This is a genomic window from Streptomyces sp. NRRL F-5630, from assembly GCF_000719475.1.
Classification (GTDB): Bacteria; Actinomycetota; Actinomycetes; order Streptomycetales; family Streptomycetaceae; genus Streptomyces.
Genome location: NZ_JOGO01000001.1, coordinates 1 through 13,917 on the forward strand (window position 1 = coordinate 1; position 13,917 = coordinate 13,917).

Below are 13,917 nucleotides of genomic sequence, written 5' to 3' on the forward strand. Positions count from 1 at the left end.
GGGTCCGGGCGGGACGAGCGTGACGCGGGCGGGGTGGCCGGGCGGGAGGGGAGGGCGGCTCAGACCGCGAAGACGTCCGGGTCCGCGTGCTTCCAGTCGGCGGCCCAGGCTTCGGGGGCACCGGTGAGCAGTTCCCCGTCCTCCAGCCAGTCGTAGAGCTCGTCGAAGGCGCGGAAGGCGCGGTCCGGCTCGCGCCGCATCAACTGCCCCGGGTGCAGGCCGCCCGGCTCGCTGACGCCCATCGCGGCCATGATCTGCAAGGCGCTCTTGACGGTCGCCTCCTGGTAGCGGGCCACGCGCGCCGACTTGTCGGCCACGTCCAGTGCGCGGGCCCGCCGCGGGTCCTGCGTGGCGACCCCGGAGGGACAGCGGTTGGTGTGGCAGCGCTGCGCCTGCACGCAGCCGACGGCGAACATCATGGCGCGGGCGGCGTTGGTGTAGTCGGCTCCCATGAGCAGCCGCTTGACGAGATCGCTGCCGGTCGCGACCTTGCCGCTGGCGCCGATGCGCACCCGCTCGCGCAGGCCGGTCCCCACGAGGGCGTTGTGCACCGTGATGAGTCCTTCGGTGAGCGGCATCCCGAGGTGGTCGGCGAATTCGAGCGGGGCGGCGCCGGTCCCGCCCTCGGCACCGTCGACGACGATGAAGTCCGGGGTGACGCCCTCCTCCCGCATCGCCTTGCAGACGGCGAGGAACTGACGGCGCGAACCCACGCAGAGCTTGAAGCCGACCGGCTTGCCCCCGCCCAGCTCGCGCATCCGGGCGAGGAAGCGGACGAGTCCGCGAGGCGTGGAGAAGACGCGGTGGTACGGCGGTGAGATGACCGTCTCGCCCTGCGGCACACCGCGCACGGAGGCGATCTCCGCGTTGACCTTGTCGCCGGGCAGCACCCCGCCGATCCCCGGTTTGGCGCCCTGGCTGAGCTTGAGCGACAGGCAGCGCACCGCCGGGTGGGCGGCCTTCTCGGCGAACTGCTCCGGGTCGAAGTCCCCGTCGGGTGTGCGGCAGCCGAAGTAGCCGGTGCCGATCTCCCACACCAGGTCCCCGCCCGGGCGCAGGTGGTACTCGGAGAGCCCGCCCTCACCCGTGTCGTGCGCGAAGCCGCCGCGCGCCGCACCGGTGTTGAGGGCGAGTATCGCCTGGGCGGAGAGCGAGCCGAAGCTCATCGCGGAGACGTTGAGCAGGGCCATGTCGTAGGGCTGGGAGCAGTCCGGCCCGCCGATCCGTACCCGGGGTGCCTCCTCGGGCTGCCGGACGGGCGCGAGGGAGGGGACCAGGGACTCGTGACCCACCGCGTAGACGTCGCGCTCGGTGCCGAAGGGCTGCTCGGCGTCGACGCCCTTGGCCCGCTCGTAGACGATGCTCCGTGTGTCCCGGTCGTAGGGGCGGCCGTCGAAGTTCCGCTCCACGAAGTACTGCTGGAGTTCGGGCCGCAGCGATTCGAGCAGGAAGCGCAGGTGCCCGAGGACGGGATAGTTGCGGAGGATCGAGTGCCGGGGCTGGAGGAGATCGGCCCAGGCCAGCAGGGCGAGCGCGAGCAGCGGGGCCGCTCCGCACCACCACCAGGGCGAGACGGCGAAGGCGGCGACCGCACCGGCGGCCGCGCAGAGCGACAGGAGGACGACCACGACGAAACGCATCACGTTCAGGGCCTGTCCGCCCGCGATGCGTTCATGCCCCACGGGATGTTCATGAAAAGGCAATTCCCGTGCGACTTCCGCCGGATTCGCTCACGAACCTCACGCGGCGCGCCCCGTGCCCGACGCGGCACGGGCACCGGCGGGGGGCGCCTCACCCGCGCCTGCGGTACCGGGCGGCGAAGCCGTGCGGCCCGCCGCCCGGTACCCCGCGCCTCAGGCCAGGTCGCGCACCAGTTCGCTCACCGAGCGGCGGCGGCCCGTGTAGAAGGGGACCTCCTCGCGGACGTGGCGGCGCGCCTCGGAGGCACGGAGGTGGCGCATGAGGTCGACGATGCGGTGCAGCTCGTCGGCCTCGAAGGCGAGAATCCACTCGTAGTCGCCGAGCGAGAACGACGCGACCGTGTTGGCGCGCACGTCGGGGAAGCCGCGGGCCATCTTGCCGTGGTCGGCGAGCATCGTGCGGCGCTCCTCGTCGGGCAGCAGGTACCACTCGTAGGAGCGTACGAAGGGGTACACGCTGACGTAGGCGCGCGCGTCCTCGTCGGCGAGGAACGCCGGGATGTGGGACTTGTTGAACTCCGCCGGGCGGTGCAGCGCCATGTTCGACCAGACCGGCTCCAGGGCACGGCCGAGGCGGGTGCGGCGGAAGAGGTTGTACGCCTCCTGGAGCGCGTCCGAGGTCTCGGCGTGCCACCAGATCATGAGGTCGGCGTCGGCGCGGAGCCCGGAGACGTCGTACGTGCCGCGCACGGTGACGTCCTTGGCGGCGAGCTGGTCGAAGAGGTCCTGGACCTCCTCGGCGTAGCCGGACCGGTCCTCGGGCAGCACGTCGCGGAGCTTGAAGACGGACCACAGGGTGTAGCGGATGACCTCGTTGAGGTCCTTGGCCTTCTTGCCCGCGTTGGGGATCTTCTCAGGAGCAGCACTCATACCGCTCATTCTGCTTCCTCGCTCTTCGCGATCCGACGCCGGGCTCCCCAGCCGTGGCGACGCTCCGCCGCCGGGGAGCCCGCACCGTGCCGGAAGGCTCAGCCGGCGCGCAGCAAGCCGTCGACCGCCGCCCGCGCGCTCGCCACGCACGCCGGGATGCCCACGCCGTCGTACGCCGCGCCGCACACCGCGAGGCCGGGAAGCTTCGCGACGTGCTCGCGCACGCGCGCGACGCGGCCGTGGTGGCCCACCGGGTACTGCGGCAGGCCGTCGTTCCAGCGCGTCACGAGGGAGGCGACGGGGCGCGCGTCGAGGCCCGTGGCGAGGCGGAGGTCGCGCCGCGAGAGGCTCACGAGCTCCGCGTCGTCGCGCGCGAGGTCGGCGGTGTCGCCGTAGCGCCCGACCGAGGTCCGCAGCACGAGCAGTTCGGGATTCTCCTCGTCCACCCACGCCCACTTCTGGCTGCTGAACGTCGAGGCCTTGATCGTGCGGCCGTCGACGGGCGGGACGAGGAAGCCGCTGCTCCCCGCGGGCAGCGCGGCCGTGTCGGAGCGGCGGTAGGCGAGCGTGACGAGCGCCATGGAGGCGTACTCGACCGCGCGCAGTTCGGCCGCCGCCGCCGGGGACTCCGCGTCGAGCAGCCGCGCGGCGCGGGGCGCGGGCAGCGCGACGACGACCGCGTCCGCCGCGAGGACACTGCCGTCGGTGAGGACGACGCGCCAGCCGTCGGGGGTGCGGCGCAGTTCCTCGGCAGCCGTCCCCGTCCGGATCTCGCCGCCCCGGTCGCGCACGGTGCGGGCCACCGCGAGCGGCAGGGTGCCGAGGCCGCCCTTGAGGCCCTGGAAGACCGGGCCGCCCGGCTGCTTGCCGCTCGCCGCGCGCGCGGCATCCGCCTGCGCGGCGCGCACCGCGTCGGTCAGGCGCGGGTGCTCCTGGGCGGTCTTCCACAGCTGCGGTACGGCGGCCCGCATCGAGAGGCGGTACGCGTTGCCCGCGTAGACCCCGCCGAGCAGCGGCTCCACGAGCCGGTCGACGACCTCACGGCCCAGGCGGCGCGCCACGTACTCGCCGATCGCGACGTCGTCGCCCAGTTCCTCGGGCGGCAGACCCGCCTCCGCCTCGATCCGCCGCAGCCCTTCGTCCGAGAGCACCCCCGCGAGGCTTCCCGCCTCCGCCGGGACGCCCATGACGTGTCCCTTCGGCATCGGGCGCAGCGCGTCGCGCGTCCACAGCGAGGCACTCGCCGTGTTCGGCGGCTGGAGCTTGTGGCGCAGTCCCGCGGCGCCCGCGAGAGCGACGGCCTCGGGGCGCCGGGCGAGCATCGACTCGGCGCCGAGATCGACGCGTACGCCCTCGATCTCGCCGGAGCGCAGCTTGCCGCCGAGCCGCGCGGCGGCCTCCACGAGCGTCACACGGGCACCGGCGTCGACCGCGTGCAGCGCGGCGGCGAGCCCGGTGATGCCGCCGCCGAGGACGAGGAGGCGGGGAGCGGTGCCGGGTGCGGGCTCGCCGGGGGACGGCGCGGGCAGCGGTGAGGAAGTGGCGGAGACGGGGGTGCTGCGGGGGACTTCGCTCATGGGTCCACTTTCTCACCGTACGGACAGCGGGCGGCGGCAGGGTCGGGCTTGCGGGGGCGGTCGCCGGAGGCGCGCGCCTCCGCGCCGTGCTTCCCTCCCCGGGCCCCTCGGACCCGCCGGACGCCCCGGCGCCGGCGGCACACCCGAGCCCCCGCCACCGACACCCCCGGCGCGGACCCGCGGTCCCCCCGCCCGGCGCTGATCACTCCGCGTAGCCTGCCCGTATGAGTGAACGACTGGTCGTCATCGGCGGCGACGCGACGGGGATGGCGGCGGCCTCGCAGGCACGCCGGCTCAAGAGCCCGGACGAGCTGGAGATCATCGCCTTCGAGCGCGGGCGGCACACCTCGTACTCGGCCTGCGGCATCCCCTACTGGGTCGGCGGGGATGTCGCGGGCCCGGACGAACTCGTGGCGCGCACGCCCGAGGAGCACCGGGCGCGCGACATCGACCTGCGCACAGGCACCGAGGTGACGGAACTCGACATCGAGGGGCGCCGCGTGCGGGCGCGCGAGGTGGAGTCGGGCGGCGAGTACTGGACTTCGTACGACAAGCTCGTCCTCGCGACCGGGGCAGCGCCGCTGCGTCCGGACCTGCCGGGCATCGACGCGCCCGGTGTGCACGGCGTGCAGACGCTCGACGACGGCGAGCGCCTCCTCGCGACGCTGTCCCGGGCGCGCGGCAAGCACGCGGTCGTCGTCGGCGCGGGCTACATCGGCGTCGAGATGGCCGAGGCCCTGATCCGGCGCGGCTACGAGGTGACCGTCGTCAACCAGGCGCCGCAGCCGATGACGACGCTCGACCCGGACATGGGCGCGCTCGTCGACGAGGCGATGCGCGGCATGGGCATCACGATGGTCAACGGGACGGCCGTGACCGCGCTCCGCACGGGACGGGACGGGCACGTGGAGGCGGTGCGCACCAACGAGGCGGAGTACCCGGCCGACGTCGTCGTGCTCGGCCTCGGGGTCCGCCCGCAGACCGACCTCGCGCGCGCCGCGGGTCTCCCGCTCGGGCCGGCGGGCGGGCTGCTCACGGATCTCGCGATGCGCGTGCGCGGGCACGAGGAGATCTACGCGGGCGGCGACTGCGTCGAGGTGCTGGACCTGCTCGCCGGGCGCACCCGGCACATCGCGCTCGGCACACACGCCAACAAGCACGGCCAGGTCATCGGCTCCCGCGTCGGCGGCGGCTACGCGACGTTCCCGGGCGTCGTGGGCACGGCGGTGAGCAAGGTATGCGAGCTGGAGATCGGGCGTACGGGGATGCGCGAGCGGGACGCCGCCGAGGCCGGGTACCAGTTCGTGAGCGTGACGATCGAGTCGACGAGTCGCGCGGGGTACTACCCGGACGCGGCACCCATGACGGTCAAGATGATCGCCGAGCGCGTCACGGGGCGGCTCCTGGGCACGCAGATCGTCGGCCGCGAGGGCGCGGGCAAGCGCGTGGACATCGCGGCGGTCGCGCTCACGGCCGGGATGACGGTCGAGCAGATGACGGCTCTCGACCTCGGCTACGCGCCGCCGTTCTCGCCGGTGTGGGACCCGGTGCTCGTCGCGGCCCGCAAGGCGGTCAAGGCGGTACGGGCGGCGGGATGACGGGCCCGGTCCGGGGGCGGGACGGCGGTACGGAGGCGGCCCTCACGTCCGCGCCCCCGCCCGGGAGCCCGCCGCCGCCCCGTACCCCCGCTGCCGTTCAGCGCCGCGTGCGCTCGTGGACGTCCGCGACGAGGTCCGCCAGGACGCCGGGGTCCGTCGTGGGGAGCACGCCGTGGCCGAGGTTGAAGATGTGGCCCTCCAGGTCGCGGGCCGCGTCCAGGACCTCCGTCGTCTTCTCGCGGATCGCGGCCTCGTCGGCGAAGAGCACCGCCGGGTCCAGATTGCCCTGGAGCGCCTTGCCCGGGCCGACGCGGCGGGGCGCCTCGTCGAGCGGGGCCCGCCAGTCCACGCCCACGACGTCCGCGCCCGCCTCGCCGAGGTCGTGGAGCAGTTCGCCCGTACCGACCCCGAAGTGGATGCGGGGCACGCCGTACCCGGCGACGCCGGCGAGGACCTTCGCGCTCGCGGGCCGGACGTAGCGGCGGTAGTCGGCAGGGGAGAGCGCGCCGACCCAGGAGTCGAAGAGCTGCACGGCCGAGGCGCCCGCCTCGATCTGCACCTTGAGGAAGCCGGTGGTGATGTCGGCGAGGCGGTCCAGAAGCTGGGCCCACAGCTCGGGCTGCCCGTACATGAGTGCCTTGGTGCGCTCGTGGTTGCGCGAGGGGCCGCCCTCGACGAGGTAGCTCGCGAGCGTGAAGGGCGCGCCCGCGAAGCCGATGAGCGGGGTCGCGCCGAGTTCGGCCGTGAGGAGGCCGACCGCCTCGGTGACGTAGGAGACGTCCTCGGGCACGAGCGGGCGCAGGCGCTGGAGGTCGGCGGCGGTGCGGACCGGGTCGGCGACGACCGGGCCGACGCCGGGCTTGATGTCGACGTCCACGCCGATCGCCTTGAGCGGGACGACGATGTCGCTGTAGTAGACGGCCGCGTCGACCTTGTGGCGCCGGACCGGCTGCATCGTGATCTCGGCGACGAGTTCGGGGCGCCGGCAGGACTCCAGCATCGGGATGCCCTCGCGCACCTTGAGGTACTCGGGCAGCGACCGCCCGGCCTGGCGCATGAACCACACAGGCGTGTACGGGACGGGTTCGCGCCGGCACGCCTTGAGGAAGGCGGAGTCGCGGGGGGTCACGGGCGGCGGGATGTCATTGGCACTCACGACGACAAGTCTGTCATTCCCCCCGCCACGCCCTCGCACGAGGAGCCCGGTCCGAGCGAACCCCTCCGGCGTGCGGGGAGCGGGGGCCCGGGCCGGGCCCCGTGTCCGGGACCGCGGCGGGGTCCCGCGAGGCCGCCCCGACTTCCGGCCAAACCTTTCGCCACACGGCGAGCACCCCCCGTCCCCCCGCGCGAATGCGCATACGCTTCGCCGCATGGCTGCGGCTCAGGAACCACAATCCGGTGGTACGGACGGAACAGGCGGTACGGGTGGGACTGACTTTCAGGGGGCTCCGGCCGATTTCGGTGCCGCCGTCGCGGCCTTGCGCGCGGCGCGCCCCCGCCCCGAGATCGAGCTGAGCCCCACGCGGGCCCCGCGGCGCCTCGCACCGTGGGCGTACGCGCTGGAGGCCGCCGTCGCCGACGGCGAGGACGAGGATCTCGCGGACGGACGGCTCGTCCTGCTCCACGACCCCGCCGGGCACGAGGCCTGGAAGGGCCGCTTCCGCCTGGTCACGCTCGTCCGCGCCGAGCTGGAACCGGAGCTCGCCGCCGACCCGCTGCTCCCTGAGGTGTGCTGGTCGTGGCTGACCGGAGCCTTCACGGCGCGCGGTCTCGCCTACGGGGAGGCGGGGGGCACGGTGACGCGGGCGAGTTCGCACTACTTCGGTGGCCTGCGCGAACGCCCCTCCGCCTCGCAGATCGAGATCCGCGCCTCCTGGACCCCGCGCGAGTCGCCGAGCGGCGTGCCCGACGCGACGGCGCACCTCGCGGCGTGGTGCGAGCTGCTCTCGCAGATCGCCGGGCTCCCCCCGGCGACGGGGCCGGGTGAGGCGGCGGTGGTCTCGTTGCCGCAGCGCAGGGGACCGCGCTCCTGAGGACGGACGGACCGGGCGGCGAGGCCGCTGACAGGCCCGGTCGCGGGGGTCCGGTGACGGGCCCGGACGCAGGTCGGCCCCTGGGCCCGCTGACGGGCCCGCCCGGCAAGCCCGGTGACGGGTCGGCAGCAAGGCCCCGGCGCACGGGACTGACGATTACGGATCGGTTACGGACCGGTAGGGGAAGACATGGCGTCGTTCACGAACGGATGACACGCGGGACCTGATTCGTTCGAGTTCTCGTTCCGATCTCTTCGTGATCGAAAACCCGTCCTAATCATTCCGGCTTTTTCCTCCCTCGTTCGTGATCATCCCCTAAAGGACTCCAGGCGTGCTGCCGACATTCATTTCGACCTTGTCGGCACGGTTCGCCCGGCTTCTTCCCCGGCCGGGACCGTCCCGCTCCTCTCCCCCACCACAGGAGGCCCGGTGTCCGTTCTTCTTGAGCAGCCCGCAAGCCTGGTCGCCTACCGTCCGAACAAGCCGACCGCGATGGTCGTCGTGGCCGACCCCCGGGTGCGCTCCACGGTCACCCGGCACCTCTGGGCGCTCGGCGTACGCGACGTCATCGAAGCCTCGTCCATCGCCGAGGCCCGTCCCCGCATCGGCAACCCGCGCGACATCTGCGTGGCCGATGTCCACCTGCCCGACGGTTCCGGGCTCACCCTTCTCTCCGAGACCCGCGCCGCGGGCTGGCCCAACGGGCTCGCCCTCTCCGCGGCCGACGACATCGGTGCCGTGCGCAACGCCCTCGCGGGCGGGGTCAAGGGCTATGTCGTCACCGGCACCCGTACCAACGTCGGGCTGCCGGGCCGTCCCGGCGCGGCCCAGCTCGGCGCCGCTTCCCGCACTCACCGTCGCCCCCCGGGTACCCCGAGCCACCCGGGCGGCTACCGCGAGCTGTCGGGTCGTGAGGTCGAGGTGCTCAGACTGGTCGCGGAGGGCCAGTCCAACAAGGCCATCGGCGTCTCGATGGGCCTGTCCGCACTGACCGTCAAGAGCCACCTCGCCCGTATCGCCCGCAAGCTCGGCACCGGTGACCGCGCCGGAATGGTCGCCGTGGCCCTGCGTACCGGCATCATCCACTGAGTACCCGAGCACCCGGGTCCACACCCCCGTCCCCCAGGGAGGCCACCGGCGGAACATTCCGTCGGTGGCCTCCGGCACGTCCCCGGATACCCTTGACCGGTGACCGATGCCACCGACGCCCAAGACAGCCCAGCAGCCACCGCACCGCAGGTCTCCGGGACGGACCCCGGGCCCGCCGAAGGCGCCGCGCATCCGGCACCGGTCCCCCTCCTCGAACCGCGCGAGGGCATTCCCCCCGTCATCGCGGACCCCGAGAGCCTCGCCTCCGCCGTCGCCGCCTTCGCGAGCGGCAGCGGCCCCGTCGCCGTCGACGCCGAGCGGGCCTCCGGCTACCGCTACGGGCAGCGCGCCTACCTCGTACAGCTGCGGCGCGAGGGTGCGGGCACCGCGCTCATCGACCCCGTCGCCTGCCCCGACCTCTCCGGACTCGGCGCCGCGCTCGCCTCCGCCGAGTGGGACCTGCACGCGGCGACGCAGGACCTGCCGTGCCTGCGCGAGATCGGGATGATCCCGCACTCCCTCTTCGACACGGAGCTGGCCGGGCGGCTCGCGGGCTTCCCGCGCGTCGGGCTCGGCGCGATGGTCGAGAGCGTCCTCGGCTACACGCTGGAGAAGGGGCACTCGGCCGTCGACTGGTCGACCCGGCCGCTGCCCGAGCCCTGGCTGCGGTACGCGGCGCTCGACGTCGAACTCCTCGTGGACCTGCGCGACGCGCTGGAGAAGGAGCTGGAGCGGCAGGGGAAGCTGGAGTGGGCGCTGGAGGAGTTCGACGCGATCGCCTCCGCGCCGCCGCCCGCCCCGCGCAAGGACCCCTGGCGCCGCACCTCGGGGATGCACCGCGTCCGCAGGCGCCGTCAGCTCGCGGTCGTACGGGAACTGTGGACGCTGCGCGACCGCATCGCGCAGCGGCGCGACATCTCGCCCGGCAAGGTCCTGCCCGACGCCGCGATCGTCGAGGCCGCGCTCGCCGTGCCGGTGAACGCGCACGCGCTCGGCGCGCTCCCCGCCTTCGGGCGGGGCGCCCAGAAGCGGCAGCTCGACCAGTGGCAGGCCGCGATCGACCGGGCCAGGGAGCTGCCCGAGAGCGAACTGCCGCAGCAGGGCGCCTCGGTCGCCGGGCCCCCGCCGCCGCGCGCCTGGGCGGACCGCGACCCGGAGGCGGCGGCCCGTCTCTCGGCCGCGCGGGCCGGCGTCAACACGCTCGCGGAGCGCCTGCACCTGCCGCAGGAGAACCTGATCACGCCCGACACCGTGCGCCGCGTGTGCTGGGAGCCCCCGGCATCCCCCGACCCGGACGCGGTCGCGGAGGCGCTGCGGGGGTACGGGGCGAGGCGCTGGCAGATCGAGCACGTGACCCCGGTCCTGACCCGGGCCCTCCAGGCCCACGCGGCCTAGCCACACCCGAGGCCCGGAGGGCCGAGCAGCGTCGACGGAGCCGAAGGAAGCGCGACGGTGTCGAGACGCCCGTCGCGCGCAGGTGGGCGAGGAACGAGCCCACCGAGCACGTCGGGTGGCTCGACACCGGCACCGGCGCTTCCGGAGGCGGAGCCGACGCGAGACAAGAGGGGGGTGCCACTTACGGTTACTCACGAGTAGCATGACCGGGAGAGCGACACGCCCCGCCGTGCCGCGTGGCAGTTCCGTCCCGCACCCTGGAGGAGAGCCAACGTGCCTCGTACCATCCGGGACGTCGTCTTCGTCGACGGCGTCCGCACCCCGTTCGGCAAAGCGGGCCCCAAGGGCATGTACCACGAGACACGCGCCGACGATCTCGTCGTGAAGGCCATCCGGGAGCTGCTGCGCCGCAACCCGGACCTGGACCCGCAGAAGATCGACGAGGTCGCGATCGCCGCGACGACGCAGCTCGGCGACCAGGGCCTGACGCTGGGCCGCACCGCCGGCATCCTCGCCGGGCTGCCCCAGTCGGTCCCCGGCTACTCCATCGACCGCATGTGCGCGGGCGCGCTCACGGCGGTCACGACGACCGCCGGTTCGATCGCCTTCGGCGCGTACGACGTGGTGATCGCCGGTGGCGTCGAGCACATGGGCCGCCACCCGATGGGCGAGGGCGTCGACCCGAACCCGCGCTTCGTCTCCGAGAAGCTCGTCGACGAGTCCGCCCTCTTCATGGGCATGACGGCGGAGAACCTGCACGACCGCTTCCCGCACCTGACCAAGGAGCGCGCCGACGAGTACGCCGTGCGCTCGCAGGAGAAGGCGGCGAAGGCGTACGCGAACGGCAAGATCCAGGCCGACCTGGTGCCGATCTCCATCCGCCGTACCTCGCCCGAAGGCGGGGAGACGGGCTGGGGCCTCGCGACGGCCGACGAGCCGATGCGGCCGGGCACGACGATCGAGCAGCTCGCGGGCCTGAAGACCCCCTTCCGCCCGCACGGCCGGGTCACCGCCGGGAACGCGGCGGGTCTCAACGACGGCGCGACCGCGTCGGTCATCGCCTCCGAGGACTTCGCGCGCGAGAACGGCCTGCCGGTCAAGATGCGCCTCGTCTCGTACGCCTTCGCGGGCGTCGAGCCGGAGGTCATGGGCTACGGGCCGATCCCCGCGACGGAGAAGGCGCTCGCCAAGGCGGGCCTGTCCATCTCCGACATCGGTCTCTTCGAGATCAACGAGGCGTTCGCCGTCCAGGTCCTCGCCTTCCTCGACCACTACGGCATCGCCGACGACGACCCGCGCGTCAACCAGTACGGCGGCGCGATCGCCTACGGCCACCCGCTCGCCTCCTCCGGTGTCCGGCTGATGACCCAGCTGGCGCGGCAGTTCGAGGAGCAGCCCGAGGTGCGGTACGGCATCACCACGATGTGCGTCGGCTTCGGCATGGGCGCCACCGTGATCTGGGAGAACCCCCACTGGGAGGGCAAGTGAGCACCACCACCGAGCTGCTGCGGGAAGCCGCCGCGCTCTTCCCCGACGAGGTCGTCACGCAGGCGCACGTGCGCCACCTCGACCTCCCCGGCGCGGGCCGCTTCGCGCTCATCACGCTGGACAACGGCCTCGACCACACGAAGCCGACGACCTTCGGCCCCGCCTCGCTCGCGAACCTGAGCGCCGCGATCGACCAGGTCGAGCAGGAGGCGGCCGACGGGCGGATCGTCGGGGTCGGCATCACCGGCAAGCCGTTCATCTTCGCGGTCGGCGCCGACCTCAAGGGCGTCGGGCTGCTCAAGCGCCGCGAGGACGCGCTCGCGATCGGCCACGGCGGGCACGAGGTCTTCAAGCGCCTCTCCGGCCTCGCGGTGCCCACGTTCGCGTACTACAACGGCGCGGCGATGGGCGGTGGCGTCGAGGTCGGCCTGCACTGCGCGTACCGCACCGTCTCCGCCGCGCTGCCCGCGTTCTCGCTGCCCGAGGTCTTCCTCGGCCTCGTCCCCGGCTGGGGCGGCTGCACCCTGCTGCCGAACCTGATCGGCGCCGAGAAGGCCGTCAAGGTCGTCATCGAGAACTCGCTCAACCAGAACCGGCAGCTCAAGGGCAAGCAGGTCTACGAACTCGGCATCGCGGACGCGATCTTCGAGGGCGCGGACTTCCTGGAGCAGTCGCTGCTGTGGACGGCGGCCGTCCTCAAGGGCGAGATCACCGTCGAGCGTCCCGAGGTGGACCGGGGCGAGGCCTGGGACCAGGCCGTCGCCACGGGCCGCTTCCTCGCGGACGGCAAGGTGCACGGCGCCGCCCCGGCCCCGTACCGCGCCCTGGACATCATCGCGGCGGCGAAGGACGGCGACCTCCAGGCCGGCTTCGACGCCGAGGACGAGGCGCTCGCGGACCTCATCATGAGCGGTGAGCTGCGCAGCGGCCTGTACGCCTTCGACCTCGTGCAGCGGCGCGCGAAGCGCCCGGCGGGCGCGCCCGACAAGTCGCTCGCGCGCCCGGTCAACAAGGTCGGCGTCGTCGGCGCCGGGCTCATGGCCTCGCAGCTCGCGCTCCTGTTCGTGCGCCGCCTCGAAGTGCCGGTCGTGCTGACCGACATCGACCAGGCGCGCGTCGACAAGGGCGTCGGCTACGTGCACGACGAGATCGACAAGCTGCTCGCCAAGGGCCGCGTCAACCAGGACAAGGCGAACCGCCTGAAGGGCCTGGTCAGCGGTGTCCTGGACAAGGCCGAGGGCTTCGCGGACGCGGACTTCGTGATCGAGGCCGTCTTCGAGGAGATCGGCGTCAAGCAGCAGGTCTTCGCCGAGGTCGAGGCGGTCGTGCCCGAGGGGGCGATCCTCGCGACGAACACGTCCTCGCTCTCGGTGAGCGAGATGGCGTCGAAGCTCAAGCACCCCGAGCGGGTCGTCGGCTTCCACTTCTTCAACCCCGTCGCGGTCCTGCCGCTCCTGGAGATCGTGCGCGGCGAGGCCACGGACGACGCCTCGCTCGCGACGGCCTTCGCCGTGGCGAAGAAGCTGAAGAAGAGCGCGGTGCTCGTCAAGGACGCCCCGGCGTTCGTCGTGAACCGCATCCTGACCCGCTTCATGGGCGAGATCCAGAACGTCATCGACGAGGGCACCCCGGTCGCCGTCGCCGAGAAGGCCGTCGAGCCGCTGGGCCTGCCGATGTCGCCGCTCGTGCTCCTGGAGCTCGTCGGCCCGGCGATCGGCCTGCACGTCTCCGAGACGCTGCACGGCGCCTTCCCCGACCACTTCACGGTCTCGCCGAACCTCAAGGCGGTCGTCGAGGCGGGCAAGCGCGGCTTCTACGTGTACGACTCCGGCACGCCGGAGCTGGACCCCGAGGTCGCCGCGCTCCTCCAGCAGGGCGACAAGGTCCTGACGGAGGACCAGGTGCGCGACCGCGTGCTCGACGCGGTCGCCGAGGAGGTCTCCCTCATGCTCGCCGAGGGCGTCGTCGCCGAGGCGCAGGACATCGACCTGTGCCTCATCACGGGCGCGGGCTGGCCCTTCCACCTGGGCGGCATCACCCCGTACCTGGACCGCGCGGGCGTCAGCGAGCGGGTCACGGGCAAGCGTTTCCTGGCCCCTGGAGTAGCCTCGGTCCCGGCGGCCTGAGCCGGCACGAACAGGCAGGACGACGGCGGGCCGCCCCGGAT

Annotated in this window: 10 protein-coding genes; 6 read left to right on the forward strand and 4 right to left on the reverse strand. The window is 73.4% G+C overall.

Annotation, left to right across the window (positions count from 1 at the left end):
- Positions 1–59: 59 nt before the first annotated feature.
- The 3 genes from IF99_RS0100005 to hemG form a co-directional block, all read right to left on the reverse strand.
- Positions 60–1,640, reverse strand: coding sequence for an FMN-binding glutamate synthase family protein (locus tag IF99_RS0100005; RefSeq protein ID WP_030994164.1), 1,581 nt, complete (start codon positions 1,638–1,640; stop codon positions 60–62).
- Positions 1,641–1,853: 213 nt separating this feature from the next.
- On the reverse strand, positions 1,854–2,570 hold the full coding sequence (hemQ, locus tag IF99_RS0100010; RefSeq protein WP_030994165.1) for a hydrogen peroxide-dependent heme synthase: 717 nt from the start codon (positions 2,568–2,570) through the stop codon (positions 1,854–1,856).
- Between the two features lie 98 nt (positions 2,571–2,668).
- Positions 2,669–4,147, reverse strand: coding sequence for a protoporphyrinogen oxidase (gene hemG / locus IF99_RS0100015; RefSeq protein ID WP_030994166.1), 1,479 nt, complete (start codon positions 4,145–4,147; stop codon positions 2,669–2,671).
- A gap of 224 nt (positions 4,148–4,371) precedes the next feature.
- Between hemG and IF99_RS0100020 the strand changes: the two genes are divergently transcribed.
- Positions 4,372–5,745 carry an FAD-dependent oxidoreductase gene (locus IF99_RS0100020; protein ID WP_030994167.1) on the forward strand — a complete coding sequence of 458 codons (1,374 nt, stop codon included), beginning with the start codon at positions 4,372–4,374 and terminating at the stop codon, positions 5,743–5,745.
- 97 nt (positions 5,746–5,842) lie between these two features.
- On the opposite strand, the gene hemE is transcribed toward IF99_RS0100020, so the two are convergent.
- Positions 5,843–6,901: a uroporphyrinogen decarboxylase gene (gene hemE, locus IF99_RS0100025; RefSeq protein ID WP_030994168.1), complete on the reverse strand. Its 1,059-nt coding sequence runs from the start codon at positions 6,899–6,901 to the stop codon at positions 5,843–5,845.
- Between the two features lie 214 nt (positions 6,902–7,115).
- On the opposite strand from hemE, the gene IF99_RS0100030 reads away from it, so the two are divergent.
- The 5 genes from IF99_RS0100030 (at position 7,116) to IF99_RS0100050 (ending at position 13,876) form a co-directional block, all read left to right on the forward strand.
- Positions 7,116–7,778: a DUF3000 domain-containing protein gene (locus tag IF99_RS0100030; protein ID WP_030994169.1), complete on the forward strand. Its 663-nt coding sequence runs from the start codon at positions 7,116–7,118 to the stop codon at positions 7,776–7,778.
- A gap of 429 nt (positions 7,779–8,207) precedes the next feature.
- On the forward strand, positions 8,208–8,867 hold the full coding sequence (locus IF99_RS0100035) for a helix-turn-helix transcriptional regulator (RefSeq protein WP_007820863.1): 660 nt from the start codon (positions 8,208–8,210) through the stop codon (positions 8,865–8,867).
- Positions 8,868–8,966: 99 nt separating this feature from the next.
- On the forward strand, positions 8,967–10,262 hold the full coding sequence (locus tag IF99_RS0100040) for an HRDC domain-containing protein (protein ID WP_030994170.1): 1,296 nt from the start codon (positions 8,967–8,969) through the stop codon (positions 10,260–10,262).
- A gap of 273 nt (positions 10,263–10,535) precedes the next feature.
- Positions 10,536–11,750: a thiolase family protein gene (locus IF99_RS0100045; protein WP_030994171.1), complete on the forward strand. Its 1,215-nt coding sequence runs from the start codon at positions 10,536–10,538 to the stop codon at positions 11,748–11,750.
- The gene (locus IF99_RS0100050; RefSeq protein ID WP_030994172.1) at positions 11,747–13,876 is read left to right on the forward strand and encodes a 3-hydroxyacyl-CoA dehydrogenase NAD-binding domain-containing protein; all 2,130 of its coding nucleotides are present in this window, start codon (positions 11,747–11,749) and stop codon (positions 13,874–13,876) included. Before IF99_RS0100045 ends, IF99_RS0100050 begins: the two co-directional genes overlap by 4 nt.
- Positions 13,877–13,917 lie beyond the last annotated feature (41 nt).

Excerpts from the sequence above, each read along its gene's own strand:
- IF99_RS0100005 (WP_030994164.1), bottom strand. The coding sequence starts at position 1,640 with ATGCGTTTCGTCGTGGTCGTCCTCCTGTCGCTCTGCGCGGCCGCCGGT.
- hemQ (WP_030994165.1), bottom strand. The coding sequence starts at position 2,570 with ATGAGTGCTGCTCCTGAGAAGATCCCCAACGCGGGCAAGAAGGCCAAG.
- hemG (WP_030994166.1), bottom strand. The coding sequence starts at position 4,147 with ATGAGCGAAGTCCCCCGCAGCACCCCCGTCTCCGCCACTTCCTCACCG.
- IF99_RS0100020 (WP_030994167.1), top strand. The coding sequence starts at position 4,372 with ATGAGTGAACGACTGGTCGTCATCGGCGGCGACGCGACGGGGATGGCG.
- IF99_RS0100030 (WP_030994169.1), top strand. The coding sequence starts at position 7,116 with ATGGCTGCGGCTCAGGAACCACAATCCGGTGGTACGGACGGAACAGGC.